The organism is Mycobacterium sp. NPDC050441 (assembly GCF_040655355.1).
Lineage (GTDB): Bacteria > Actinomycetota > Actinomycetes > Mycobacteriales > Mycobacteriaceae > Mycobacterium.
The window spans coordinates 244,744-268,134 of the sequence record NZ_JBFAJS010000006.1; the positions used below are offsets into that span (position 1 = coordinate 244,744).

The window sequence follows — 23,391 nt, forward strand, 5'->3', positions numbered from 1 at the left end:
GAGTGCTAGGAGGCGAGGGGGCTAGGTGTCCGCCGACACCACCGAGGTGACCCGGTGGATGGCGAACTCGCGCACCCGCCCGGCGGCCGGATCGAACGCGGTCAACTGACCGCCCCGCACGTTGATGGGGGAGACCACCCGCTGGGTGGCCACCCCGGCCGGGTCGACGTAGCCGATCACCACGGAGGTCTGGTGGATCGCGGCATCCTGCAATTGGGTGATGGCCATCGCCGGGTCCAGGCGCACGTTGGCGAACGGTCCCGACGCCACCTTGCGCAGCACCGCGACGATGGCCCCCAGGGTCTGGGCCGTCGGCGGGGTGGGCGGACGGTAGACGCGGCGCCGGGTCGGTGCTACGACGCGCGCCCCGCGGGCCCTGATGTCGACGACGCTGCCGGTGGAATCCTCGGCGGCAGGCGCGAACCCGGCCTCCCGCAGTACCGCGAGGACGTCGGCGATCGACGCCTGCGACACCGCCACGGTCGGGGCCAGCAGTCGCAGCTCGAGGCGGTCGGTCCCCGGTGAGGCAACGGCCTGGGCCAGCAGTGCCGGATCTTCGCACCGCAGGAACGACGTGGCCATCCCCACCCGCAGCTGGCCGTGGCGACGCGCGACGTCGTCGATGAGGTAGGTCAACCCCTGCGGGACTGGGGTTTTCGAGTGTTTCTCGAAGAGGGTGTGCAACTCGCTGGCGGTCCGGCCGGCATCGAGTGCGCGCCGGATCGACGCTTCGCTGATCCGGTAGACCATTGCCGCGCCCGCCGATTCGACGGTGGCGACCTCGGCCAGGTGCTCGGCAAGATCCCGCTCCAGCGGGCCGGGCACGATCACCGTGAGATCGGCCTGCAGCAGGAAGTGGTCGAGTGGTTTGGGTAGCGCCTTGGCCATCGCGGCCAGCACGTCCTCGTCGGGGTCGCCGGCCAGCAGACCGCGAGCCGGGGTGCTGATCGCGCCGCGGCCCACCATGCCCAGCGAATGCGCCTCGGCGAGCAGGCCGCCGACCGTGGCGGGCTGCAGACGCGCCGCCCAGCGCGGCCGGCGCCAGACCATCGCCCGGGCGGCCTCGGCACCGTCGACCCCGGCGCCCGGAGCCAACTCGGCCAGCACGCTCAGCAGCAGTCTGCGGTCCAGGGGAGCGGCCGTCGAATACAGCGAATCCGACAGTGCGGCAAAGGGTTTGTTGTCCGGACCGCGGCTGCCGATCAGGGCGGGCCGCGCCGGCAGGTCCAGCCAGGTCGAGGCCAACAGGTGCCAGCGGGTGGCAGTCGGGGAGTCGATGAACCGGTCGGCGGACACCGTCGGCGCCCAGTAGGGCCCGGTCCCGTCAGCCGGGTCCGGATCGGGCATCCCGGCCGCGATCAGCCCCGCGCCGGCGGCCAGCTCCAGCAGCAGCCCCAACCGTGGTTCGTCGATGCCGGTGGCCTTGGCCAACCGTTTCACGTCGCGCACCCCGAGCCCGCCGTTGCGCAACTCGGGAACCGGTGTGCTGCCAAGGGTTTCGATGATCAGGTCGATCTCGCGCAGCAGGTCGATGGCCGCGCCGGCGGCCACCGCGTCCACATCGGCAGGCGTCGTCGACGACGTCTGAAGTGCCGGTGCGGTCAACTCCACCGGGCCGGGAGCCTCGCCACGCATCGCCTGGCCGACCAACCGCGGCAGGATCACCGTGTCGGCGTCGATCCGGCGCAGCAGCCCGGCCTCGAGCAGTCGCGGCACCGGCCGGTCCGGTGGGGTGTCGGGCGCCGCGTCGCGGGTGCGGCCCACCGGCGAACCTTCCAACAGTCGGGCCAGCAGATCGTTCTGGGCGTCGTCGAGCCCGTCGAGCAGGCCGGCGATCTCCTCGGCGCTGCGGTCGGAGACCTCCACGGCAGCCTGGCCGACGAACCACGGCAGGCCGGAGGCCACCTCCGGCGCCACCCGGACAGCGGCCTCGCCCCACACCAGAGCCCGCTCGCGCAGATCTTCGAGCGCGGCGGTCACGTCGTCGGCGCCGACGCGTTCGCCGAGCAGTTCGCTCACTTCGGGCACCGGGACGGCGTGGGCGTCGGCATGCAGGACCAGCAGCGCATCCAGGACGGCCAGCCGCAGAAAGTCCAGGGAATCGGTGGCAGCCTTGACCGACTGACGTGAGGTGGCGCGCGCGGCGAGCGCGGCGATCGTTCCCGGTGGCGGCTGGCTCAGGTCGGGCCGCAGTTCCAGCAGGCGGATCAGGGCCTTGTCGTCGAGTTCGGACAGCCAGGCACCCAGCGGGAATCCGGGAGTCTGTGCGGCGGTCATATCCTGACCAGCGTAAAGCAGGCCGCCGGTCTCGCCACCGGTTGAGGAGCCTGCCACAATATGGAGCGTGGCTGACAAGAAGAAGAACCAATACGTCGACAACGGCTGGCCTGTGCTCTCCGACGGCGATGATCACGCCGTAAGCGAGCTCGCCACCGACCGCACCGGCGCGCTGTCCCCATTCGGCGATCTGACCTTTCCGTTGCCGGCCGAAGAGCTGCCCTTCATCCAGTCGGCCACTGTCGTCAACAGGTAGCAGTGGGACTGTCGCACCTAGACGAGTCCGGCGCGGCGCACATGGTCGACGTCACGGCGAAAGACGTCACCAAGCGCACCGCGGTGGCCGTGGGCACCGTGCGGACCCGCCCCGATGTGGTGGCCCTCATCGCCTCGGGCGGCCTGCCCAAGGGTGATGCCCTGGCCACGGCCCGGGTGGCGGGGATCCTGGCTGCCAAGCGGACTCCCGAGTTGATTCCGCTGTGCCATCAGTTGGCCCTGACCGGCGTCGACGTGGACTTCGATGCGCGCGACGCCGAGGTGTCCGTCACCGCCACCGTCCGCAGCACCGACCGCACCGGGGTCGAGATGGAAGCCCTGACCGCGGTGAGCGTCGCCGCGCTGACGCTGTACGACATGATCAAGGCCGTCGACCCCGCCGCACGCATCGACGACATCAAGGTGGTGCGCAAAGAAGGCGGTAAAACGGGAGTATGGGAAAGCCCGTCGGAAAAAACTCAGCAGTGACGCGTTCGGCTCGGGTCATCATCGCCTCCACCCGTGCCGCAGCAGGGGTGTATGACGACCGGACCGGCCCGCTCATCGTCGGCTGGCTCTCCGATCGGGGATATGACGTCACCGAGCAGATGGTGGTGGCCGACGGGCACGCGGTCGGCGACGCACTGCGCGCCGCCCTGGCCGAGCGCGTAGACCTGATCATCACCTCCGGTGGCACCGGCATCTCGCCCACCGACGCCACGCCGGAATCCACCCTGGCGATACTCGACTATCAGATACCCGGCCTGGCCGATGCCATCCGCCGCGCCGGCGTGCACAAGGTGCCCACCGCGGTGCTGTCCCGCGGCGTCTGCGGCGTCGCCGGGCGCACCCTGATCGTCAACCTGCCCGGGTCCCCGGGTGGGGTCAAGGACGGACTGGGCGTGCTGGCCGGCGTACTGGAGCATGCGTTGGATCAGCTGAGCGGCAAGGACCATTCCAGATGAGCGCATCCGTCATACGTGTCGATCTGACCGACACACCGATCTCGCTGACCGAGTACGAGGCGCTGGTGGCACAAGAAGCGGCCGGAGCCGTGGTCGGGTTCTCCGGGGTGGTGCGTGATCACGACGGTGGCCGTTCGGTCATCCGGCTGGACTACTCCGCGCACCCCGATGCTCTGCAAACCTTGGAAGAAGTTGCCGCCGAGGTCGCCGCGCAGGCGACCGGGGTACGGGCGATCGCGGTCAGCCACCGCATCGGCACCCTTCAGATAGGAGACGCCGCCCTGGTGGCCGCTGTGGCAGCGGACCATCGCAGGGCGGCGTTCGAAACCTGTGCCCGTCTCGTCGACACCGTCAAGGAGCGGTTACCGGTGTGGAAGCACCAGTACTTCTCGGACGGCACCGACGAGTGGGTCGGCTCGGCCTGAGTCGGCTCAGGCCGAAGGGGCCGGCACAGCCGGAACCGGGGCGTCTGCTTGGCCAGCCGGTCCGACCGGAAGGCTCGGGGCCTGACCACCCGGGGTGTCCGGGGTGGACAGCGGACGCTGGGTCAGCGCCAGCAGGGCATCCTTACCGCTGATGTCCTGGGTCTGGATCGCGTGCCAGATCTCGCGCAGATAGGTCGCGTTCGGGCCCTGGCCCGGGACCTGTGACGGGCTGTCGGTGGTGGTGCCCGGCGGCAGGTTCTGCGGGCTGACCAGGTGCGGCACACCTTCGGGAACCGCGGGGGCACCATTGGTGACGACCTGGTTGGCGACGTCGAAGGCCGGCTGCGGGATGTCGACGTTGTTGAGCGGGGCCAGCGGATCCGGTGCGGGCGCGGGAGCCGGGGGGAGTGCCGGATCGAGGGGCAGCGGGTCGCCCACGTGCAGCGCCCAGGTCTGCGGGCCGTCGACCGGAGCCGGAGCCTGATCCCAGTCCGCCGGGGCCGGAGCCGGGGCGTCCGGAGCCGGAGCGTCGGGCAGCGGGGCATCGACCGGGGCGTCGGGCAGCGGGGCATCAACCGGGGCGGCCTCGGCCTCGGCCTCGGGGGCGGGAGCCGGGGCCTCGGGGGCCGGGGGAGCTTCGGGAGCCGGAGCGTCCGGTGCGGGGGCCTCGGGGGCGGGGACATGCAGTGCGGCGTCGGAGATCGGTGCGGCCTCGGGGGCCGGGGCCAGCGCGGCGTCCAGCGGTGCGGCGTCGGGGGCCGGAGCCTCCGGTGCCGGGGGCAGGTTCTCGGGGGCAGGCGGCGGGGCGTCTGCCGGGAGCGGGGCGTCGAGCGGCGCGGCCGGGGGCAGTTCACCGTTGACCGCGGGTGCATCCAGCGGGGCCGGAGCGGGCTCGTTGACCACGTTGCGCGGGGTGGCGCCCGAGAGGCCGCGGCCGCAAACGGGCCAAGCGCCCTTGCCCTGGCCGGCCAGCACGCGTTCGGCGACCGCGATCTGCTGTTCCTTGGTGGCCATGAAGGCGTTGGGTGCGTACTCGCCGCCGCCGTTTGAACGCCACGTGCTGGGGGAGAACTGCAGGCCACCGTGGTAGCCGTTGCCGGTGTTGATGGCCCAGTTACCACCTGACTCACAGCGAGCCACGGTGTCCCATTCGCCGTCGGTCGCAGCCATCGCCTGGCTGGCCATCGCGAGGCTGCCGCCTGCGATCGCAGCGCCGGTCACCGCGATCTTGGCGACGCTCTTGGCTGATGAAGACGTGCTGGGCTTGCGATGCCGTCCGCTCATAAGCGTGAAGGTCCTCTCGTATGCGCCCACGAGGTCAGCTGTCGGGTTCGGGTAGGAGAGGTCACCCGGCCGTCGTCGTCGAAACTGCGACGGCTTCACCCCAAGGGGCCGCAAGCGGCTCCTGGTCCTGAGATAAATCGGTGGACCGGTTGGGTCCCCCGCCTCCATCCTTGTTGTTCGTCGTTAACCCCTGCCCGATGGATGGAGCTCGGCGCGTCGGTATGGGGGTAGGTCAACTGATTAGGGTCGGTTGACTTGGGAATGAACGGTAACTGCTGCCCGCTATCCCGTCACCTTTTGCGGCCTCGGGCGTTTCCGATGCGAGCAAACTCTAAAAGTTGTTTAAAGGTGCAGGTTATTTCTGCGTTGTCGCAGGTGGGCGAGGCGCTCCACCGCGTCGTAGCCAGCTCGTGACCATTTCGTTATGTGATGCAAATCACGTTAGCCGCCGGCGAAGGGCGGTAACACATCGATGGTCTGAGGCGTTGATACGCGCTTGTTCAGATCGCGGACGGCCATCCCGTCGCACAGGTATGAGCAGCGCTTTAGGACGCGCGCGAGCTCCGAGTCGCGGCCGCTGAGTTGCTCGACGAGCGACGCGATCGTCGCATCCTCTGCCAAATCTAACGTTTCCGTATCAACTCCGGCCGCCGCGGCCGCAGCAGCGAAATAGCGGACCGTCACGGCCACGGTGTGCCCTGTCATCTAGCCGCCGATCGCGCTCATGGGCCGCGCGGGTTGCACGAAATCCGGGTTGTTGATGCCGTGCCCGGCGGGCTTGCCCCACATCGCTGTCCGCCAGGTCGCCTCGATGTCGGCGTCGTCGGCGCCGCCACGCAGCAGTGCGCGCAGATCGCTCTCCTCGGTGGAGAACAGGCAGCTGCGGATCTGGCCGTCGGCGGTCAGCCTGGTGCGGTCACAGGCCGAACAGAAGGCGTGTGACACCGAGGCGATCACCCCGACGCTGCCCGCGGGATGCTCGGCGCTCTCGGAGACCTGCCACAGCTCGGCGGGGGCCGAGCCGCGCGGCTTCGGATCGGGCCGCAGCTCGAAGTGCTTCTGCAGGGTGGCCAGGATGGAGTCTGCGTCGATGACCTTGCCGCGCTGCCAGGTGTGTCCGGCGTCCAGAGGCATCTGCTCGATGATCCGCAGCTGGTATCCGTGGTCCAGGCAGTAGCCCAACAGGTCCACGGCGTCGTCGAGACCCGACACCGGGTCCAGCACGGCGTTGACCTTCACCGGCGCCAGCCCGGCTGCCTTGGCGGCCGCCAGGCCGTCGAGCACGTCGCCCAGCCGGTCCCGGCGGGTGATCCGGGCGAAGTGGGTGGCGTCGACGCTGTCCAGGGACACGTTGATCCGGTCCAGCCCGGCCTGCTTGAGGCCCGCGGCGCGCCGGGCCAGCCCGATGCCGTTGGTGGTCAGCGTGATCTCGGGGCGGGGGTGCAGCGCTGCCGCCGCGGCCACCACGTCCTCCAGATGGCGGGTGACCAACGGTTCGCCACCGGTGAACCGCACGCTGGTGATGCCCAGGCGGGTGATGGCGATGCGCAGCAGCCGGCTCAGTTCGGCGGTGCTCAGCAGCGCTTCGCCGGGCAACCAGTCCAGGCCGTCGGCGGGCATGCAATAGGTACAGCGCAGATTGCACTTGTCGGTCAGCGAGACCCGCAGGTCGGTGGCCGCCCGGCCGTAGGTGTCCACCAGCGGGCCGCTCGCCGGGGCCGGCCCGATGGACGGGCGCCCGGACCCGCTCACAGCGGGCAGGCCGAGTGAGGTCAGCGTCATACCGGCGCCCTCACCGAGTCGACCGGGACGATCTCCTTGCCCAGCGGGACCAGCGAGACCGGGATCAGCTTGAGATCGGCCAGCGCCAACGGGATTCCGATGATGGTGACCGCCATGGCCACTGCGCTGATCAGATGCCCCAGCGCCAGCCACCAACCGAACAGCACGATCCAGATGATGTTGCCGACGAGGGCGCCGGGCCTGGTTCCCGGTTTGTCCACGATCGTGCGGCCGAACGGCCACAGGGCGTAGGAGGCGATGCGCAGCGAGGCGAACCCGAACGGGATGGTGATGATCAGGACGAAGCAGATCAGTGCGGCCAGCAGGTATCCCAGTGCCAGCCACAGGCCGCCGAAGACCAACCAGATGATGTTGAGTATCACTCGCATTACCGGCGCATCTCTCTTCCAGAGGTGATTGCAAGCCTACCGAGTAATAGGGGTGAAGCACCCAGTCAGGTCCGAGTAGGATCGCTCCATCGCGTCCCGGTGCTGACGGGGGGCGAACTTTATGTGTGTAAGTAGTTCTGACAAGACGAGCGGGTGAGTGCAGTGCCGACCGGCAAGGTGAAGTGGTACGACGCCGAAAAGGGCTTCGGCTTTGTGTCCCAGGAGGACGGTGAGGACGTCTATGTGCGTTCCTCGGCGTTGCCCGCGGGCGTCGAGGGCCTCAAGGCCGGTCAACGTGTCGAGTTCGGCGTGGCCGCCGGCCGTCGTGGCCCGCAGGCGTTGAGCGTCAAGCTCATCGATCCCCCGCCGAGCCTGAGTCGGACTCGGCGCGAGGCCGAGCGTCCCGAGCACAAGCACACTCCCGATGAGCTGCACGGCATGGTTTCGGACATGATCACGCTGCTCGAGGACATCGTGCAGCCTGAGCTGCGCAAGGGGCGCTACCCCGACCGCAAGGTCGCGCGCCGGGTGTCCGAGGTGGTCAAGGCCGTCGCGCAGGAACTCGACGCCTAGTACCTGCGCGCCGAGCATTGGCTTGTGTTCGAGAATCCGCTGATTTCTCGCATCTGAGGCAACGCTCGACGGGGAGACTGGGTCTATGGCTCAGGGCACCTACGTCGCCGACACGTCCACTTCGGGCGAGTTCAACCGCGACACCAACTACATCACCACCAGGATCACGACCGATGGCCGCGACGGTTACCCCGTCGAGGCCGGCCGGTACCGGCTGATCGTGGCGCGGGCCTGCCCGTGGGCCAACCGCACAATCATCGTGCGACGCCTGCTGGGGCTGGAAAGTGCTCTGTCCATTGGCTTTTGCGGACCGACGCACGACGCACGCAGCTGGACCTTCGATCTCGATCCGGGCGGGCTCGATCCGGTGCTGAAGATTCCGCGGTTGCAGGACGCGTATTTCAAGCGCGACCCGCACTACCCGAAGGGCATCACGGTGCCCGCGATCGTCGAGGTTGCCACGGGTGCGGTGGTGACCAACGACTTCGCCCAGATGACACTGGATTTCTCGACCGAGTGGACGGCGTATCACCGCGAGGGCGCGCCCCAGCTGTATCCCGCGCCGCTGCGGGCGGAGATCGATTCGGTGTCCAAGCGCATCTACACCGAGGTCAACAACGGCGTGTATCGCTGTGGATTCGCAGGGTCACAACAGGCCTACGATGCCGCCTACGACCGGTTGTTCACGGCGCTGGACTGGCTGAGTGACCGGTTGAGCACCCAGCGATTTCTGGTGGGCGACACGATCACCGAGGCTGACGTCCGGCTGTTCACCACGCTGGCGCGGTTCGACCCGGTCTATCACGGCCATTTCAAGTGCAATCGGTCCAAGCTCACCGAGATGGACGTTCTGTGGGCATACGCGCGGGATCTGTTCCAGACGCCGGGCTTCGGCGACACCATCGACTTCGTCCAGATCAAGCAGCACTACTACATCGTGCATTCGGACATCAATCCGACGCAGATCGTGCCAAAGGGCCCGGACCTGGCCGACTGGCTCACGCCACACGGGCGGGAATCCTTGGGTGGCAGGCCTTTCGGTGACGGCACCCCGCCCGGCCCGACGCCCGGGGCTGAACGTGTCCCGGACGGGCACGGCGCGTCCTAGCCGTCGAGCGGAGAGCTAGAGGCCGGGCAGACAGTTGACGAAGGGGATGAGCCCGGGGCACTGCTCGAAGATGTTCGGCGGATTCGCCGGCGGCGGAGGCGGCGGGATCGGTGTCGGGAACAGGTTCGGTCCCTCCCAGTAATGCGCGGGGGCGTGGGTTCGTACGTCGTATTCGAAGTAGTAGGTGTGGCAGACGCCCATGTCCCACACCAGTTCGGTATCCGACCGGGGCGGGTCATTCGGCAGGGGTTGCCCGGGACACCATTGGAATGGGCCATAGGTATAGGCCTGCGCGGTACCGGCTCCCACCCCGAGAGCGCCCAGAACCAAACCGCCTGCCAGCAGTACCGTGGTTGCCAGCCACGCGATCAGCGGCCTCATGAATTTACGTTATCGCTGCATAACCGCGGAAAATCTCGGTACGCGAAATCCGCTCCACGGTTGCTTGTGAAAGCAAGTAGCAAGCCGGCCGAAGGGTCAGGGCCAGACGGTGCTGATCGACCATTCGGCGTGCGGCAGCGCGAATTCCTGGCCGTCCTGATCCTGGACCAGGGTCAGCAGTTGGACCGCCACCCCGGTGAGCCGCCCACGCTGTGGGTCGATCGTCGGGATGGTGACGGCCAGTGTCGTCTTGGGCGCGAAGTACGTCACCGTCGTGTCGATCGGGTTCTCGTACACCTGCAGCAGCCGCCACGGTGCCCGGGCGACAGAGCTGGGCACCGAAAGCTGTACCGGACTGTTCTTGGTGACCGCCAACTCGCCCGCATTGCGGGGTTCCTTGCAGTCGTCGAGGTTGAGCACCTCGCAGTACTGGAACGGGCCGACCCGTACCGAGTTTCCGTGCGAGTACGCGCTGATCTCCGGCAGCCGATCGCCGTGCGCACTGTGCAGGCGCCAGACGCCGACCGCGGTACCGGCAATCGCCAGCACGATCACGGCCCCCAGGACCGCCAGAACACGCTTCATCGGGACTCCCACTGTGCTGTCGAGGCTGCCGCGGGACGGCTGCCGCCTTCCCGTGCGGCATGGACCGGGCGATTACCGCCCAGGCCGGGAATCAGTGATTCGCCGCGATAGCTCACGATGGTCTGCGCCAGGCCCAGTATCAGCACGGCCGTGATCGTAGTGAACCCGACTGAGAGGTCTGTATAGATCAGCACCCCGGTGGCGCCGCCGGTCACCCAGGCCAGCTGCAGCGCCGATTCCGACCGGCCGAACGCCGAGGCGCGCGAGGCCTCGGGGAGATCGTCCTGCAGGGATGCGTCCAGCGAGGCCTTGGCGATGGCACTGGCGCCGGAGGTGACGAGTGTTGCCCCGGCGGCCACCAGCAGGTTTCCGGTCAGCGCGGTGGCCAGTGCGACAACGGTGACGGCGGCTGCGGCCCGTACCACCAGCTGCGCGGGATGGCCGAGCTTGAGCCGGGCCGCGGCGATGTTGCCGCCGAAGTTGCCGATTCCGGCGGCGGCCCCGATCAGGCCGAGGATCAGCAGCTGTTCCCAGCCGCTGGCATCGTGCGACTTGGCGACGAACGCCGGGTAGAGGAACAGGAATCCGACCATCACCTTGATGGTGCAGTTGCCCCAGAGCGCGGTGATCGTGTTGCGGCCCAAGGGCTGACGTACGGCCGTGGGCTTGCCGGGGTGACGGCGCACGTCGCCCTGGTCACCCGACTGACCGTGGTAGCTCAGCGTGGTGGGCACCTCACCCTCGGTGACCTCGACCCACTTCGGGATCCGCATCGAGAGCACCGCGCCGGCGACGCTGACCGCGACGACGACGTACAGCGCCCCGGGCAGTTGAGCCACGTTGAACAGGTATTCGGCCCCCGCGGCGATGCCGCCGCCGACGACGGTGCCGCCGAGCAGGCCGAAGGTGGTCAGGCGGGAGTTCACCCGGACCAGGTCGATCGAAGGGGGCAGCACGCGCGGGGTGACCGCGCTGCGCAGCACCGAGAACGATTTGGACAACACCATCATGCCGAGCGCGCACGGGTAGAGCACCCACGACGGATAGCTTCCGGTGGCGCCGTCGTAGTTGGCGATCAAGATCACGATCAGCCCGGTGCGCAACGCGAACGAGGCCGCCAGCGCCATCCGGCGACCGTGCTGCAGGCGGTCCAGCGCTGGCCCGATCAGCGGGGCGATCACCGCGAACGGCGCGATGGTGATCAGCAGGTACAGCGCGACCTTGCTCTTGGACTCGCCGCTGGCCGCGGCGAAGAACAGCGTGTTGGCCAGTGCGACGGCCATGGCCGCGTCGACAGCGAAGTTCGCCACCACCGGCCAGGTCAGCGCGGTCAGCCCGGATTTGTCGGCGCCGTCGGCGGTGGCCGCGCGGTGCACGAAACCGTACATCCGCGAACCCATTTCGCGGCTGCGCGCCGCGGCGGCCCGGGTGACCGTGACCTTCTCACCGGCTGCCGCGCCGACCCCGTGGGAGCGTTGCGGGTCGTCCTGCCTCGGGTGCTCGGCGGTGTGCTGCTCGTCGAGCGGCGGCAGCCAGCGGTTGGAGCTGGGCACCGATTGCCTACGTGGCCGCCGCGGCGTCTCGTCGCTGGGGTAGTTGGCCATTCCGGGATGTTCCTCGCCGTGATCGGCAGGCGGCCGCGGCGGGTAGTAGGTCACCCCCCGATTCTCTCTTATCCGGCGCGCAGGCGGCCGACAGGCGACCGGTGTGGTCTGTGGTTGCCCCGATCAGGCACTATGGAGGCGATGGAAAGCGTGACCGAATCTGCTGAGCAGACCACCGAAACCGGCCCGGCGGCACCGTCGCAGGAGCAGGAGGCGGTGCTCTTGGGTGCCGCCGAGCAGGCTCGCGCTGCGCTGATCGAGTTCAGCGGCGAGGGCACCGTGGGTGAATACCTCGGCGTGAGCATCGAGGATGCCTCCTCGGCCACCCACCGATTCCTGGCTGACCTGCCTGGTTACCGCGGTTGGCAGTGGGCCGTCGTGGTGGCTGCCTACCCCGGCGCCGACCACGCCACGATCAGCGAGCTGGTCCTGGTCCCGGGGCCGACGGCGCTGCTGGCGCCGGAGTGGGTGCCGTGGGAGAACCGGGTCCGTCCTGGGGACCTCGGGCCCGGCGACCTGTTGGCCCCGCCGCCGAATGATCCGCGTCTGGTTCCGGGGTACGTGGCCACCGGGGATCCGCTGATCGACGACGCCGCGCTCGAACTCGGCTTCGGGCGGCGTCAGGTGCTCAGCGAGTGGGGCCGGGAGCAGACGGCCCAGCGCTGGCACGACGGCGACTACGGGCCGGATTCGGCGATGGCCCGCTCGACGCGTCGGGTCTGCCGCGACTGCGGCTTCTACCTACCGCTGGGCGGTGCGCTGGGCGTGATGTTCGGTGTGTGCGCCAACGATCTGTCCGCCGACGGGCATGTGGTGGAGGCCGAGTACGGCTGCGGGGCCCATTCGGACACCCCGCAACCGCCCGGCACCGGGTCGCCGATGTACGAGCCGTACGACGACGGTGTGCTCGATCTCGCCGACTGAGCTGGGCTCAGTTCTCGGCGGCGGTCTTGATCCGCGCCAGCGAAGAGTTCATCCCGTCGACGAGTTCGTCCTCGAAGCTGGGGACTCCGCCGAACAATGCGCCGACCAGAGCGTTGGATACGGCCGTGGTGCCGTTCTCGGCGTGCCGGGATTCGGTCACCCGGGTACCGGTGTCGGTCGGTTCCAGTTCGTAGCTCCACACGGTGTTGTTGCCCTCCACCAGGAAGGACAGCTTCTTGTTGTCGACGACCTCGGTGAGGCGTGACGTGGTGGGCCAGAACATGAACTTGCGTCGGTTGAGGTTGAACGTGCGGGTTCCCGGACGCAGCGGGCCGAGTGGCTTCATCAGCCGGCACTGCGGGCTCCACTGCGGCATCCGGCTCAGGTCCGAGATCAACCCCCAGACCTTGTCAACCGGTGCGTCGATGTCGATGGTGGCTTGCAGCAGGGGTGCGGCCATGGTGTCTCCTCAGGTCAATCCGCTTTGCGCACCGCGGGATCCGCGGCGTACGGCGCGGCGCTGGATCAGAAAGATGGTCGTGCCGAGAACGCCGATCGCCAGTCCGGCGAGTGCGAACGGCCGCCAGTGTTGCAGATCGCTGACGGTGAAGGTCAGGACGGTCGCGATCAACCAGCCCGTGGCGATCACCACAATCACCGGCCACGGCTCCAGTAGTGCAGCAGGCAGGGCCGGCGGTTGGGGTTCCGGCGTGTCGTTGGTGTCCTCGGTCATCGGTGACCAACGTATCCGATGCGGTCCGTATTCATTGGTCTTGGTTTTAGCCCTTTACCTTCAGCGCCTCAGTACTATTTCCGATGTGAAGGATCCGGAGGCGCGACTCGCGAATGACCTGGCGCTGGCAGTTGTTCGTCTCGCGCGTCAATTGCGTACGCGGCGTGCGGAATCCCCGGTTTCGCTGACCCAGTTCTCAGCGCTGGCCACCCTGGCCAAGGAGGGCGCGATGACGCCGGGCGCCCTGGCGTTGCGGGAGCGGGTACGCCCCCCGTCGATGACGCGGGTGATCGCCTCACTGGCCGAGCAGGGCCTGGTGGCCCGTGCCGCGCATCCGCTGGACGGACGCCAGATCGTGGTGTCTGCCTCGCCGGCCGGGATGACCCTCGTCGAGGCCGAGCGCAGGGCGAGTCAGGAGTGGCTCACGACGCAGCTGTCGCGCCTGGATCCGGATGAGCGCCAGACTCTGGTCACCGCAACTGATCTGATGTCGGCCATGGTTTTCGAAGGCGCGTGAGTCAACTGCAGGTCATCGATATCGAGGATCCGGCCGATTCCCGGTTGGACGACTTCCGCGATCTGAACAGCGTGGATCGCCGTCCCGATCTGCCCAGCGGAAAAGGCCTGGTGATCGCCGAAGGCGTGCTGGTGGCGCAGCGCCTGCTGGCCTCCCGGTTCGTCCCCCGCGCGCTGCTGGGCACCGACCGGCGCCTGACGGAACTGGGTGCCGACCTCGACGGCGTCGACGTGCCGTTCTACCGGACCAATGCCGACGTGATGGCCGCCGCGGTCGGATTCCACCTCAACCGTGGCGTGCTGGCCTCGGCGTCGCGGGCGCCGGAGCTGTCGGTGGCGGAGGTCATCTCCGGGGCGCGCACCGTGGCGGTGCTCGAAGGGGTCAACGACCACGAGAACCTCGGATCGATCTTCCGCAATGCCGCCGGGTTGGCGGTCGATGCGGTGGTGTTCGGGTCGGGATGCGCCGATCCGCTGTACCGGCGCGCCGTGCGGGTGTCGATGGGACATGCCCTGCTGGTTCCGTTCGCCCGGGCCGCCTCGTGGCTGGATGATCTGGAGCTGTTGCGGGACAAAGGGTTTCGACTCATGGCCATGACGCCAGATCCGGCCGCCGCGACACTGTCGGAGGCGATGACGCAGCTTGACGGTGACCGGGTGGCGGTACTGGTCGGTGCCGAGGGGCCGGGCCTGACCGAGCGGACGATGCGCGCCAGCGATGTGCGCGTGCGTATCCCGATGTCGCGCGGCACGGATTCACTCAATGTCGCCACGGCCGCAGCGCTCGCGTTCTACGAGCGTGCCCGGCTCGGAGGCTGAGATCGCGTTAGATTGACACCGTGACCGACGATTCCACTCCGTGGGGGACCGGCCTGACGGTGGCCGGTTTCGTGGCCGTGGTCCTGGGCGCGGCGATCGTGGTGCTCGGGATGGGGCTCCTGCGCGTGCACCCGCTGCTGGCGGTGGGGCTGAACATGGTGGCGGTCGGCGGGCTGGCTCCCACCGTGTGGGGCTGGCGGCACCGGCCGGTGTGGCGCTGGTTCGTGCTGGGGTCGGGCGTCGGTGTGGCGTGCGGGTGGCTGGCGCTGCTGGCCATTGGATTGACGCAGGGTTGATCTGATTAGCGCTCAGGCCACCAGTTCTGCGGCGGTGTAGTTGGCGTCGAGCAGCCCGGCGATGGCCTCGTCGCGGCGGAAGGGCCTGCCGTGGACTGCGAACATCCGCTCGGCCGTGGTGGTTTCGGGTTGCCAGCCGGTTGCGGTCAGGTAGTCCGCGACGGCGTTGCGGTCGCCCGAGAAGATCAGCTCTGACAGGTCGTCCAGCTCCAGCCCCTGCTCGCGTTGGTGGTCGGTGAGCGTCCGTATCCGGCTCTCGGCCAGCTCGGAGTGCCCGGTGATCCAGTCGGTGGCGATGCGGCTACCCGGGGCGCTCAGCGCGGTGATGTTGTCGAACAGCCGATCCTGGGCGTCGGGCGGTAGATAGCCGAGCAGTCCTTCGGCGATCCACGCGGTCGGAGCCTGCGGGTCGAAGCCGCGTGCGCGCAGGGCGGCGGGCCAGTCGTGGCGCAGATCGATGCCGATGGCGTGCAGCTCCGCGGCCGGCGCGGCGCCCAGATCGGCGAGTGCGCGGCCCTTGAACTCGATCACGGCCGGCTGATCCAGTTCGAACACCGTCATCCCGGTCGGCCAGGGCAACCGGTAGGCGCGGGCATCGAGACCCGAGGCCAGGATGACCGCCTGGCGGATACCGGCGTCGATGGCGGCCAGGAAGAAGTCGTCGAAGTAGCGGGTGCGGATGGCCATGCCGTCGGCGATCACGTGCGGATCGAGCGGCTCGGCGGCTCCGTCTGCGACCAGGTCGCCCTGGGCCAGGCGGACGTAGTAGTCCACACCGACGGCGTCGACCAGTGGTCGGGCGTACGGGTCGGAGATCAGCGGGTCGGCGGCGCTGGAGGCCAGTGCCCGGGACGCGGCGACGCCGGTGGCGGTGGCACCCACGCCGGTGGCCAGGTCCCAGGTGTCGTTCTCGGTCCGCGCCATGATGCCCCCCAGATGTATAGCAAAGCTAGTTATTAGCCACTATAACTAATCTGCGGGCGTGCCGGGGAGTCGCGTGCACCACATCGCGAAGTCGGGGCCGAAATGCACTACGCCGCGGGTCGCTGCTCGATGGTGGCTGCGATCCGCGGCGTAAGCGATCAAACGGTCAGGGCTGGGTGCCTGACGAACGCACGCCCAGCAGCACGTCCTCCCAGGCCGGAACCGCGGGGCGCGCCTTGCGGCCGCGCTTGGGTGCCGGGGGAGCGGGAGTGGGCGCAGGCGCGGGATCGGCGGGTCGGCCGAACTGATCGGGGGCTGCGGCCGGGACGTGATGGACCGCGTCGGCCTCGTGATTGTCGAACAGGTGCGGGACCGCGGCGACCGGGCGCAGCGGCCGGTCGAAATCGGGATTGATCAGCTGGCGGGCCGCATCGTCCGACGCGGAGACGGTGCCGCCGTGGGCCCCGGGACTGAACCGGAAATGCGCGACGTTGTCCGACCGGCCGGCCTTCCAGGCCAGCTGCACGGTCCATCGGCTGTCTTCATTGCGCCAGGCGTCCCACGCGATCGAATCGGGGTCAAGGCCCCGGGCGACGATGGCCTGCGTGACGGTTTCGAGCAGCGTCAGCACTGCGGGTCCGTCGGCCAGCACCGGATGCGCCGCGGTGGCCAGCTCGGCCGCACGCGCGCGCTCCAGTAGCACCGGATGAGCGAACCGCTCGACCCGCTCGATAGGCACCCCGGCTGCCGTGGCCAACTGCTCGACCGACGCCCCGGCGCGAATCTTTGCCTGAATCTCCTTGGGTCGCAGCACGTTCTGCACCTCTACATCGATCTCGGACTGATTCGAGGAGACCTTGTCTCCGCGCATCGCGGCGCGCAGCCGATCATCGACACGCAAGCTGAACGTCTCTTTGGAGTCGTCGTCTTCGCAGATGATGCGCCTGCCGTCTACGTTCAATCCAACGACTCTGAGTTCTCGCATACCGACCTGACCTCCTGCGCGAACCCTACTGCGTTATCAGCCCGTTACCGGGCTGACACGCTGGTGGGAGACGGCGGAGATCGAAGGTTGACTCAGAGCTGGCCGACGACCCAGTCGACGCAGGCGGTCAGGGCGCTCACGTCGTCAGGCTCCACGGCCGGGAACATGCCGATCCGAAGCTGGTTACGGCCCAGCTTGCGGTAAGGCTCGGTGTCCACGATCCCGTTGGCGCGCAGCACCTTGGCGACCGCGGCGGCATCCACCGAATCGTTGAAGTCGATCGTGCCGACCACCTGCGAGCGCAGGGCCGGATCGGTGATGAACGGGGTGGCGAACGACGTGCCCTCGGCCCATGAGTACAGCCGCTGTGAGGAGTCGGCGGTGCGCTTGACGGCCCAGTCCAGCCCGCCGTTGCCGTTGAGCCAGTCGATCTGCTCGGCCAGCAGGATCAGTGTGGCGATGGCCGGGGTGTTGTAGGTCTGGTTCTTGAGACTGTTCTCCACCGCGATGGGCAGCGACAGGAAGTCGGGCACCCAGCGGCCCGATGCGCCGATCGCCTCGATGCGGGCCAGCGCCGCGGGGCTGACGATGGCCAGCCACAGACCGCCGTCGCCGGCGAAATTCTTCTGCGGCGCAAAGTAATACGCATCGGTGTCGGCGATGTCGACGGGCAGGCCGCCGGCGGCCGAGGTGGCGTCGATCAGAACCAGGGCATCGCCGGCCGGACGCTGCACCGGCACCGAGACGCCGGTCGAGGTCTCGTTGTGTGCCCAGGCGACGGCGTCGACAGACGGGTCGGACTGGGGCTGCGGTGCGGTGCCCGGGTCGGTCTTGACGACGATCGGGTCGCCGACGAACGGGTTCTTGGCCACGCACGACGCGAACTTCGAGCTGAATTCGCCATAGGTCAGGTGCAGCGAGCGCTTGTCGATCAGACCGAACGCCGCGGCATCCCAGAATGCAGTCGAGCCGCCGTTGCCCAGGATCACCTCGTACCCGTCGGGAACCGAGAACAGCGTGCGCAGTCCGTCGCGGACGCGACCCACCAGATTCTTGATCGGCGCCTGCCGATGGGACGTGCCGAACAGATCCCCGGCAGCGGCCAGCGCGGTCAGTTGCTCGGGGCGGACCTTGGAGGGGCCACATCCGAAACGGCCGTCGCGGGGCTTGAGGTCGGCGGGGATGATCAGTTCAGCCATGCCGACAAGCCTAAAGTCGGCCGCTAGAGGGTCAAAATCCGGGCACCGTCGGTGGTGACGGCCACGGTGTGTTCGCTGTGCGCGGCGCGGGCCCCGGTGACGGTGCGAAGCGTCCAGCCGTCGGGATCGTGGACGTAGCCCGTGGTGCCGTCGGCGATCAGCATCGGCTCGATCGCGATCACCAGCCCGGGCTGCAGCCTGAGGCCTTCCCCGGGCTGTCCCGAGTTGGGAACGTGCGGCGCCTCGTGCATGGTGCGCCCGATGCCGTGGCCGCCGTGGTTGGCCAGCAGGCCGTAACCGGCGTCGCGGGCCACCGACGCGATGGCGTGCCCGATGTCGCCCAGGGTGTTGCCCGGCCGTACGGCGGCGATCCCGGCCGCCAGGGCCGCGTCCGTCGCCTCGATCAATGCGGTGTCGGCCGTCCGCGGGGTGCCCACGACGAAGCTGCGGGCGGAGTCTCCACACCAGCCGTCCAGCACTGCTCCGAAGTCCACGGCCACGAGGTCCCCGTCGGCCAGCACGGTGCCGTCGGGGATGCCGTGCACCACCGCGTCGTTGACACTCACGCACAGCACCGCCGGGAACGGGCGGGGCGCCCAGCGCGGGTGGTAGTCGAGGAACGGAGATGTGGCGCCGCGCGCGGCCAGGATTTCGGCGGCGATCCGGTCCAAATCGGCCGCGGTGTGACCTGGGACGGCCTGATCGGCGATAGTTCGCAATGTTTCCGCGACTATTTTTCCGGCCGCGGCCATCGCTTCTACCTGGTCTTTTGGCTTCAGATTGACCACGGGCAGTCACCTATCGGCAAACGATTCAAATCAGGCATGGACATTTACTCGATACCTGCGGTACCGTTTGTACAACAAGTGGGTAGATGTAAACCTCAGACAATTATAGAGAGGTCTGCAACATGGCTCGGACCAAGATGGTCAGGCGTTGGCGCAAGAACATGGACGTCAGCGACGACATTCAGTACGTCGATATGCTCGCAACGTTGTCCGAGGGGTCGGTGCGACGCAATTTCAACCCGTACAAGGACATCGAGTGGGACTCGCCTGAGTTCGCGGTGATCCCCAACGATCCGCGCTGGATCCTGCCGTCGACCGACCCGATGGGTGGTCACGCGTGGTATCAGGCACTGCCGGTCGAACGGCAGATCGAGATCGGCATGTGGCGCCAGGCCAACGTCGCCAAGGTCGGCCTGCACTTCGAGAACATCCTGATCCGCGGCCTGATGGAGTACTCGTTCTGGGTGCCCAACGGTTCGCCGGAATACCGGTACTGCCTGCACGAATCCGTTGAGGAGTGCAACCACACCCTGATGTTCCAGGAGATGGTCAACCGCATCGGCATGGACGTGCCGGGCATGCCGCGCCTGCTCAAGTGGCTGCAGCCGCTCATCCCGCTGGCCGCCGGCCCGCTGCCGATCCCGTTCTTCTTCGGCGTGCTCGCCGGCGAGGAGCCCATCGACCACACGCAGAAGAACGTGCTGCGCGAGGGCAAGGCACTGCACCCGATCATGGAACGGGTCATGGCGATCCACGTCGCCGAGGAAGCCCGGCACATCTCCTTCGCGCACCAGTACCTGCACAAGCGGGTGCCGAACCTGCGCCGCCGTCAGCGCTGGATTCTCTCGCTGTTCGTGCCGCTGACCATGCGCATCCTGTGCTCGGCGATCATCGTGCCGCCGCGCGCGTTCTGGAAGGAATTCGACATCCCGCGCTCGGTGCGCAAGGAGCTGTTCTTCCGTTCGCCCGAGTCGCGCAAGATGCTGCGGGACATGTTCGGCGATGTCCGTATGCTGTGCCACGACACCGGCCTGATGAACCCGATCGCCAAGCTGGTGTGGCGGATCTGCAAGATCGACGGGCCGCCGAGCCGCTACCGTAGCGAGCCTCAGCGCGAGCACCTGGTCTCGGTCGCCTAAAGCTCGCCCAGAGGGTCTGAAGGTTTTTTATGCCCCATGTGATCACCCAGTCGTGTTGTAGCGACGGGTCCTGTGTCTACGCGTGCCCGGTGAACTGCATCCATCCCTCACCGGATGAGCCGGGCTTCGCGACCGCCGAGATGCTCTACATCGATCCCGAGGCGTGTGTGGACTGCGGCGCATGCGTCAGCGCCTGCCCCGTCGGTGCGATCGCGGCCGATACCAAGCTGACCGAGAAGCAGCTGCCCTTCGTCGAGCTCAACGCCGCGTTCTACCCGAAGCGGGAAGGCAAGCTGCCGCCGACGTCGAAGCTGGCACCGGTGATCGCGGCGCCGAAGGTGACCGCACATTCGGGTGGGCCGTTGACGGTGGCGATCGTGGGCTCGGGCCCGGCCGCCATGTATGCGGCCGACGAGCTGCTGACGCAGCGCGGGGTGCGGGTCAATGTCTTCGAGAAGCTGCCGACGCCTTACGGGCTGGTGCGTGCCGGTGTGGCACCGGACCATCAGGGCACCAAGCGGGTGACGAAGCTGTTCGACGTTATCGGCAAGCAACCAGGGTTCCGGTTCTTCCTCAACGTCGAGGTCGGTAGGCACCTGTCGCACGCCGACCTGCTGGAGCACCATCACGCCGTGCTGTACGCGGTGGGTGCGCCCAACGACCGCCGGCTCGACATCGACGGCATGGGCCTGCCCGGGACGGGGACGGCGACCGAGATGGTGGCCTGGATCAACGGGCATCCCGAATTCACCGATCTACCGGTGGACCTGAGCCACGAGCGGGTCATCATCGTCGGCAACGGCAACGTCGCATTCGACGTGGCCCGGGTGCTCACCACCGATCCGAACGTACTGGCCCGCACCGACATCTCCGATCATGCGTTGGCGGCCCTGCGCACCTCGAAGATCTCCGAGGTGGTGATCGTGGCCCGCCGCGGCCCCGCCGAGTCCGCCTTCACCCTGCCCGAGCTGATCGGCCTGACCGCGAGCTGCGACGTCGTGCTCGACGATGCCGATCATCAGCTGGTGGTCGCAGATCTGGCCCGTGAGACCGATCCGCTGACCCGCAACAAGCTGGAGATCCTGACCAAGCTGGGTAATGCGTCCGCACCGCTGACCCGGCCGCGGATCCGGCTGGCCTACCGCCTCACCCCGCAGCGCGTGCTCGGCGAGGACCGGGTGACCGGCATCGAATTCGGTGTCACTGGAACCGATCAGGTGCGTACGCTCGACGCCGGCCTGGTGCTGACCTCAATCGGCTACCGCGGCAAGGCGATTGCCGATCTTCCGTTCGATGACGATGCGGCCGTCGTGCCCAACGACGGCGGACGCGTCCGCGACACGTCCGGGGCCTATGTGGCCGGCTGGATCAAGCGCGGGCCCACCGGCTTCATCGGCACCAACAAGTCGTGTGCGGCGCAGACCGTGCACCAGCTGGTCGACGATTACAACGCCGGCGTGCTGACCGCCCCGGCGCACAAGCCGGCCGCCCTGGAGAAGCTGGTGCGGACACGCCAGCCCGCCATGATCGACGCCGCCGGGTGGCAGGCCATCGACGCAACCGAGATCGCGCGCGGTGGCGAAGACCGGCCGCGCGACAAGTTCACCTCGGTGGAGGAGATGATCGCGGTCGCCGCGACAGCGCCGAAACCGACTGTGCGACAGCGTCTCACCGCGAGCCTGCAAGCGCACTGAGTTGCCGGACCCGGCTTGGGCTTACTCGAAGCCGGGCCCGTGCAACGGCTCCCCGAAGCGCATCGATAGATCCAAAAGCGGGTCGACGGTTCGTAGCGCCAACTCGACGCGGTCGGACAGGGAGCCCGTCAACAGCACCCAGGAGTGCCCGGCGGCCGTCAGCGCATCGGCGAACCAGTCGGTCATCGCCGCCCGGATGTCCAGGTCGCCCTCTCGCATCCCGTCGTCGTGCCACGGCACATCGGCATGATGGGTGAGCAGATACACCGCACGGTGCGGCACCCGGGTCCACGGCTGACTGCTGCGCGCGGCGGTCCCGAGATAGCGTCGTTCCCACACCGCGGTGGCGAATGCGTCGGTGTCACACACCAGGATCGGTGAACCGTCGCGGGCCGCAGCCTCCTCCCGGCGGTTCTGCTCGGCCCCGATGGCGTCGAAATCGGCGTGATCCCACACCAATTCGTCGATCGCGCGGTCGGGTTGGCGCTCCCAGAGCCCAGCGGTGTACTCGCGGCCGTACTCCTCGACGTTGCGGGTCGTGGCCCACACCCCGCCGCGTGCCGCATAGTGCTGCTGCAGCCGCTCCGTGACCGTCGTCGTCCCGGTCGACTCCGCGCCCACCACCACGACCCGGGTGGTCAACCCGGCGCGGGTGGCCGAGGACAGTTCCGGCCACCGGCCGGCCAGGTCGCGGCGGACGGCCGAGGCACTGACCGGGCTCCGGGTGATCCGCACACTCGCGGCGTGGAACCAGCGTGCGAGCTCGTCACCGTAGTCGTCGCCGCAGAACACCGCGTCGACCCGGTCCGGGCAGTCTGCCGCCCGCAGCCCGGCGCGCATGGCGGCCACCTGTGCTGCCCACACTCGGTGGTCGGTGACGTCCAGCGGTGCATCGCAAGGGATTCCGGCAACGGTCACGTTGGTCTGAGCGGTATGGGTATCGCGGAGCCAGGCCACCCGAGCCGCCAGCGGTACGGTCTCCGGGGCCGCCGCCATCACGAGCACGCTCACCCGGTCGCAGCGGTCCGCGGCGGCGGTGATGGCGGCGTGATGTCCGCGATGGGGCGGATAGAACTTGCCGATGAACAGGCCGTGACCGAACTCGCTCATGGCACCCGCACCTTCCGCCAGGACTGCAGCCCCGACAGGCACAGCATCAGGAACACCACATAGATCGCCGCCGTCAGATTCAGATCGCGGCTCAGGTAGAGCGGGATGTAAACACAGTCGGCCGCGATCCAGAAGTACCAGGTCTGAAGGTATTTGCCGTTCAACAGCCATTGCGCGACCAACGACAGGCTCGTCGTGAGCGCGTCGAGAAACGGGGCCGCGTCGTGCGCGGCGCGCAAGACGACCGTCAGAAGCGCGGTACCCGCGACGACAATGCCCACACACCAACCGATTTGGTCCGGGCGCGCCCGGGTGACCACCAGTGGGGTGCGGCCGGCGTTGCCGTACTGCCACTGCCACCACCCGGCGAAACCCAGCACGATGTAGAGCACCTGCAGACCGGCGTCGGCCCACAGCCGGGCCGAGGCGAACAGCACCAGGAAGAACAGGCAATTGGCGATGCCCACCGGGAAGTTGGCGATGTGCCGGCGCACGGTCAGTGCCACGCACAGCCCACCGGTGACGAAGCCCAGCAGCTCGGCCCAACTCACCGCGTCACCGCCCAGGACGAACAGTGTGGTGGTGAGCGGTTGCACGAGTTGCGCCAGCCAGTCCAGCATCGACCCTCCCTCCGAT

The 23,391-nt window shown here is 68.3% G+C and carries 28 protein-coding genes and 1 riboswitch; of the genes, 12 read left to right on the forward strand and 16 right to left on the reverse strand.

What is annotated here, in order from left to right; translation table 11 throughout:
- Window positions 1-21: 21 nt before the first annotated feature.
- Window positions 22-2,277 carry a helicase-associated domain-containing protein gene (locus tag AB0I14_RS19590; protein ID WP_358025004.1) on the reverse strand — a complete coding sequence of 752 codons (2,256 nt, stop codon included), beginning with the start codon at window positions 2,275-2,277 and terminating at the stop codon, window positions 22-24.
- Window positions 2,278-2,335: 58 nt separating this feature from the next.
- Here AB0I14_RS19590 and AB0I14_RS19595 point away from each other — a divergent pair, with 58 nt between their 5' ends.
- From AB0I14_RS19595 to AB0I14_RS19610, 4 genes are read left to right on the forward strand one after another with little or no spacing between them, the layout of a single operon-like run.
- The gene (locus tag AB0I14_RS19595) at window positions 2,336-2,533 is read left to right on the forward strand and encodes a hypothetical protein (RefSeq protein ID WP_358025480.1); all 198 of its coding nucleotides are present in this window, start codon (window positions 2,336-2,338) and stop codon (window positions 2,531-2,533) included.
- A gap of 2 nt (window positions 2,534-2,535) precedes the next feature.
- Window positions 2,536-3,021 carry a cyclic pyranopterin monophosphate synthase MoaC gene (gene moaC, locus AB0I14_RS19600; protein WP_358025006.1) on the forward strand — a complete coding sequence of 162 codons (486 nt, stop codon included), beginning with the start codon at window positions 2,536-2,538 and terminating at the stop codon, window positions 3,019-3,021.
- Window positions 3,018-3,497 (forward strand): MogA/MoaB family molybdenum cofactor biosynthesis protein, encoded by a 480-nt coding sequence (locus tag AB0I14_RS19605; RefSeq protein ID WP_358025008.1) that lies wholly within the window; start codon window positions 3,018-3,020, stop codon window positions 3,495-3,497. The genes moaC and AB0I14_RS19605 overlap by 4 nt, the downstream gene beginning before the upstream one ends.
- Entirely contained in the window at window positions 3,494-3,922 is a 429-nt protein-coding gene (locus tag AB0I14_RS19610; protein ID WP_358025010.1) for a molybdenum cofactor biosynthesis protein MoaE, read from the forward strand. Before AB0I14_RS19605 ends, AB0I14_RS19610 begins: the two co-directional genes overlap by 4 nt.
- 6 nt (window positions 3,923-3,928) lie before the next feature.
- Here AB0I14_RS19610 and AB0I14_RS19615 read toward each other — a convergent pair whose 3' ends face one another.
- The 4 genes from AB0I14_RS19615 to AB0I14_RS19630 all read right to left on the reverse strand — a co-directional run bounded on the left by AB0I14_RS19615 (window position 3,929) and on the right by AB0I14_RS19630 (window position 7,377).
- Complete coding sequence (locus tag AB0I14_RS19615; protein WP_358025012.1) at window positions 3,929-5,206, reverse strand: transglycosylase family protein; 1,278 nt, start codon at window positions 5,204-5,206, stop codon at window positions 3,929-3,931.
- A gap of 8 nt (window positions 5,207-5,214) precedes the next feature.
- Window positions 5,215-5,399, reverse strand: a riboswitch (cyclic di-AMP (ydaO/yuaA leader).
- A gap of 248 nt (window positions 5,400-5,647) precedes the next feature.
- Window positions 5,648-5,911 carry a MoaD/ThiS family protein gene (locus AB0I14_RS19620; RefSeq protein ID WP_166906438.1) on the reverse strand — a complete coding sequence of 88 codons (264 nt, stop codon included), beginning with the start codon at window positions 5,909-5,911 and terminating at the stop codon, window positions 5,648-5,650.
- Entirely contained in the window at window positions 5,912-6,988 is a 1,077-nt protein-coding gene (gene moaA, locus AB0I14_RS19625) for a GTP 3',8-cyclase MoaA (protein ID WP_358025015.1), read from the reverse strand.
- Complete coding sequence (locus AB0I14_RS19630; protein ID WP_358025017.1) at window positions 6,985-7,377, reverse strand: YccF domain-containing protein; 393 nt, start codon at window positions 7,375-7,377, stop codon at window positions 6,985-6,987. Before AB0I14_RS19630 ends, moaA begins: the two co-directional genes overlap by 4 nt.
- 162 nt (window positions 7,378-7,539) lie before the next feature.
- Between AB0I14_RS19630 and AB0I14_RS19635 the strand changes: the two genes are divergently transcribed.
- Both AB0I14_RS19635 and AB0I14_RS19640 read left to right on the forward strand, forming a co-directional pair.
- Window positions 7,540-7,950, forward strand: coding sequence for a cold-shock protein (locus tag AB0I14_RS19635; RefSeq protein ID WP_135452677.1), 411 nt, complete (start codon window positions 7,540-7,542; stop codon window positions 7,948-7,950).
- 85 nt (window positions 7,951-8,035) lie between these two features.
- Window positions 8,036-9,058 (forward strand): glutathione S-transferase C-terminal domain-containing protein, encoded by a 1,023-nt coding sequence (locus AB0I14_RS19640; protein WP_358025019.1) that lies wholly within the window; start codon window positions 8,036-8,038, stop codon window positions 9,056-9,058.
- A gap of 15 nt (window positions 9,059-9,073) precedes the next feature.
- Here AB0I14_RS19640 and AB0I14_RS19645 read toward each other — a convergent pair whose 3' ends face one another.
- The 3 genes from AB0I14_RS19645 to AB0I14_RS19655 all read right to left on the reverse strand — a co-directional run bounded on the left by AB0I14_RS19645 (window position 9,074) and on the right by AB0I14_RS19655 (window position 11,628).
- Entirely contained in the window at window positions 9,074-9,439 is a 366-nt protein-coding gene (locus AB0I14_RS19645) for a hypothetical protein (protein ID WP_358025021.1), read from the reverse strand.
- A gap of 96 nt (window positions 9,440-9,535) precedes the next feature.
- A complete protein-coding gene (locus tag AB0I14_RS19650) occupies window positions 9,536-10,024 on the reverse strand; it encodes a DUF2771 domain-containing protein (protein ID WP_358025023.1) in 489 nt (162 codons plus the stop codon).
- On the reverse strand, window positions 10,021-11,628 hold the full coding sequence (locus AB0I14_RS19655; RefSeq protein ID WP_358025483.1) for an MFS transporter: 1,608 nt from the start codon (window positions 11,626-11,628) through the stop codon (window positions 10,021-10,023). Before AB0I14_RS19655 ends, AB0I14_RS19650 begins: the two co-directional genes overlap by 4 nt.
- Window positions 11,629-11,769: 141 nt before the next feature.
- Between AB0I14_RS19655 and AB0I14_RS19660 the strand changes: the two genes are divergently transcribed.
- Window positions 11,770-12,552: a DUF3027 domain-containing protein gene (locus tag AB0I14_RS19660; RefSeq protein WP_358025025.1), complete on the forward strand. Its 783-nt coding sequence runs from the start codon at window positions 11,770-11,772 to the stop codon at window positions 12,550-12,552.
- Between the two features lie 7 nt (window positions 12,553-12,559).
- Here the strand turns inward: AB0I14_RS19660 and AB0I14_RS19665 are convergent, their stop codons facing one another.
- Window positions 12,560-13,012 carry an SRPBCC family protein gene (locus AB0I14_RS19665; protein WP_358025027.1) on the reverse strand — a complete coding sequence of 151 codons (453 nt, stop codon included), beginning with the start codon at window positions 13,010-13,012 and terminating at the stop codon, window positions 12,560-12,562.
- A gap of 9 nt (window positions 13,013-13,021) precedes the next feature.
- Complete coding sequence (locus AB0I14_RS19670) at window positions 13,022-13,285, reverse strand: DUF2530 domain-containing protein (RefSeq protein WP_358025029.1); 264 nt, start codon at window positions 13,283-13,285, stop codon at window positions 13,022-13,024.
- Window positions 13,286-13,370: 85 nt separating this feature from the next.
- Between AB0I14_RS19670 and AB0I14_RS19675 the strand changes: the two genes are divergently transcribed.
- The 3 genes from AB0I14_RS19675 to AB0I14_RS19685 are packed head-to-tail and all read left to right on the forward strand — an operon-like array spanning window position 13,371 to window position 14,916.
- The gene (locus AB0I14_RS19675) at window positions 13,371-13,802 is read left to right on the forward strand and encodes a MarR family transcriptional regulator (RefSeq protein ID WP_358025031.1); all 432 of its coding nucleotides are present in this window, start codon (window positions 13,371-13,373) and stop codon (window positions 13,800-13,802) included.
- Entirely contained in the window at window positions 13,799-14,620 is an 822-nt protein-coding gene (locus tag AB0I14_RS19680; RefSeq protein ID WP_358025033.1) for an RNA methyltransferase, read from the forward strand. The genes AB0I14_RS19675 and AB0I14_RS19680 overlap by 4 nt, the downstream gene beginning before the upstream one ends.
- A gap of 20 nt (window positions 14,621-14,640) precedes the next feature.
- Window positions 14,641-14,916 carry a DUF2537 domain-containing protein gene (locus AB0I14_RS19685; protein ID WP_358025035.1) on the forward strand — a complete coding sequence of 92 codons (276 nt, stop codon included), beginning with the start codon at window positions 14,641-14,643 and terminating at the stop codon, window positions 14,914-14,916.
- Between the two features lie 12 nt (window positions 14,917-14,928).
- Here AB0I14_RS19685 and AB0I14_RS19690 read toward each other — a convergent pair whose 3' ends face one another.
- The 4 genes from AB0I14_RS19690 to map all read right to left on the reverse strand — a co-directional run bounded on the left by AB0I14_RS19690 (window position 14,929) and on the right by map (window position 18,812).
- Entirely contained in the window at window positions 14,929-15,840 is a 912-nt protein-coding gene (locus tag AB0I14_RS19690) for a class I SAM-dependent methyltransferase (protein WP_358025037.1), read from the reverse strand.
- A 166-nt stretch (window positions 15,841-16,006) separates the two neighbouring features.
- Window positions 16,007-16,825, reverse strand: a complete 819-nt coding sequence (gene sepH / locus AB0I14_RS19695; protein ID WP_358025039.1) for a septation protein SepH — start codon at window positions 16,823-16,825, stop codon at window positions 16,007-16,009.
- Between the two features lie 92 nt (window positions 16,826-16,917).
- Window positions 16,918-18,024 carry a phosphoserine transaminase gene (gene serC, locus AB0I14_RS19700; protein WP_358025041.1) on the reverse strand — a complete coding sequence of 369 codons (1,107 nt, stop codon included), beginning with the start codon at window positions 18,022-18,024 and terminating at the stop codon, window positions 16,918-16,920.
- Between the two features lie 23 nt (window positions 18,025-18,047).
- Window positions 18,048-18,812, reverse strand: coding sequence for a type I methionyl aminopeptidase (gene map, locus AB0I14_RS19705; protein ID WP_358025043.1), 765 nt, complete (start codon window positions 18,810-18,812; stop codon window positions 18,048-18,050).
- 122 nt (window positions 18,813-18,934) lie between these two features.
- Between map and AB0I14_RS19710 the strand changes: the two genes are divergently transcribed.
- Together AB0I14_RS19710 and AB0I14_RS19715 are read left to right on the forward strand one after the other, a co-directional pair.
- Window positions 18,935-19,951, forward strand: coding sequence for a diiron oxygenase (locus tag AB0I14_RS19710; protein ID WP_358025045.1), 1,017 nt, complete (start codon window positions 18,935-18,937; stop codon window positions 19,949-19,951).
- A 29-nt stretch (window positions 19,952-19,980) separates the two neighbouring features.
- Window positions 19,981-21,645, forward strand: a complete 1,665-nt coding sequence (locus AB0I14_RS19715) for a 4Fe-4S binding protein (protein ID WP_358025047.1) — start codon at window positions 19,981-19,983, stop codon at window positions 21,643-21,645.
- 21 nt (window positions 21,646-21,666) lie between these two features.
- On the opposite strand, the gene AB0I14_RS19720 is transcribed toward AB0I14_RS19715, so the two are convergent.
- Both AB0I14_RS19720 and pnuC read right to left on the reverse strand, forming a co-directional pair.
- On the reverse strand, window positions 21,667-22,755 hold the full coding sequence (locus AB0I14_RS19720; protein ID WP_358025049.1) for an AAA family ATPase: 1,089 nt from the start codon (window positions 22,753-22,755) through the stop codon (window positions 21,667-21,669).
- A complete protein-coding gene (gene pnuC, locus AB0I14_RS19725; protein ID WP_358025051.1) occupies window positions 22,752-23,375 on the reverse strand; it encodes a nicotinamide riboside transporter PnuC in 624 nt (207 codons plus the stop codon). Before pnuC ends, AB0I14_RS19720 begins: the two co-directional genes overlap by 4 nt.
- Window positions 23,376-23,391: the final 16 nt, after the last annotated feature.

What these genes read in the sequence shown, in the direction of transcription:
- pnuC (WP_358025051.1), bottom strand. Translation starts at nt 23,375, where the DNA reads ATGCTGGACTGGCTGGCGCAACTCGTGCAACCGCTCACCACCACACTG.
- AB0I14_RS19645 (WP_358025021.1), bottom strand. Translation starts at nt 9,439, where the DNA reads ATGAGGCCGCTGATCGCGTGGCTGGCAACCACGGTACTGCTGGCAGGC.
- moaA (WP_358025015.1), bottom strand. Translation starts at nt 6,988, where the DNA reads ATGACGCTGACCTCACTCGGCCTGCCCGCTGTGAGCGGGTCCGGGCGC.
- AB0I14_RS19610 (WP_358025010.1), top strand. Translation starts at nt 3,494, where the DNA reads ATGAGCGCATCCGTCATACGTGTCGATCTGACCGACACACCGATCTCG.
- AB0I14_RS19660 (WP_358025025.1), top strand. Translation starts at nt 11,770, where the DNA reads ATGGAAAGCGTGACCGAATCTGCTGAGCAGACCACCGAAACCGGCCCG.
- AB0I14_RS19665 (WP_358025027.1), bottom strand. Translation starts at nt 13,012, where the DNA reads ATGGCCGCACCCCTGCTGCAAGCCACCATCGACATCGACGCACCGGTT.
- AB0I14_RS19590 (WP_358025004.1), bottom strand. Translation starts at nt 2,277, where the DNA reads ATGACCGCCGCACAGACTCCCGGATTCCCGCTGGGTGCCTGGCTGTCC.
- AB0I14_RS19715 (WP_358025047.1), top strand. Translation starts at nt 19,981, where the DNA reads ATGCCCCATGTGATCACCCAGTCGTGTTGTAGCGACGGGTCCTGTGTC.
- AB0I14_RS19640 (WP_358025019.1), top strand. Translation starts at nt 8,036, where the DNA reads ATGGCTCAGGGCACCTACGTCGCCGACACGTCCACTTCGGGCGAGTTC.
- AB0I14_RS19620 (WP_166906438.1), bottom strand. Translation starts at nt 5,911, where the DNA reads ATGACAGGGCACACCGTGGCCGTGACGGTCCGCTATTTCGCTGCTGCG.
- AB0I14_RS19720 (WP_358025049.1), bottom strand. Translation starts at nt 22,755, where the DNA reads ATGAGCGAGTTCGGTCACGGCCTGTTCATCGGCAAGTTCTATCCGCCC.
- AB0I14_RS19710 (WP_358025045.1), top strand. Translation starts at nt 18,935, where the DNA reads ATGGCTCGGACCAAGATGGTCAGGCGTTGGCGCAAGAACATGGACGTC.
- AB0I14_RS19650 (WP_358025023.1), bottom strand. Translation starts at nt 10,024, where the DNA reads ATGAAGCGTGTTCTGGCGGTCCTGGGGGCCGTGATCGTGCTGGCGATT.
- serC (WP_358025041.1), bottom strand. Translation starts at nt 18,024, where the DNA reads ATGGCTGAACTGATCATCCCCGCCGACCTCAAGCCCCGCGACGGCCGT.
- sepH (WP_358025039.1), bottom strand. Translation starts at nt 16,825, where the DNA reads ATGCGAGAACTCAGAGTCGTTGGATTGAACGTAGACGGCAGGCGCATC.
- AB0I14_RS19690 (WP_358025037.1), bottom strand. Translation starts at nt 15,840, where the DNA reads ATGGCGCGGACCGAGAACGACACCTGGGACCTGGCCACCGGCGTGGGT.
- AB0I14_RS19670 (WP_358025029.1), bottom strand. Translation starts at nt 13,285, where the DNA reads ATGACCGAGGACACCAACGACACGCCGGAACCCCAACCGCCGGCCCTG.
- AB0I14_RS19630 (WP_358025017.1), bottom strand. Translation starts at nt 7,377, where the DNA reads ATGCGAGTGATACTCAACATCATCTGGTTGGTCTTCGGCGGCCTGTGG.
- AB0I14_RS19655 (WP_358025483.1), bottom strand. Translation starts at nt 11,628, where the DNA reads ATGGCCAACTACCCCAGCGACGAGACGCCGCGGCGGCCACGTAGGCAA.
- AB0I14_RS19615 (WP_358025012.1), bottom strand. Translation starts at nt 5,206, where the DNA reads ATGAGCGGACGGCATCGCAAGCCCAGCACGTCTTCATCAGCCAAGAGC.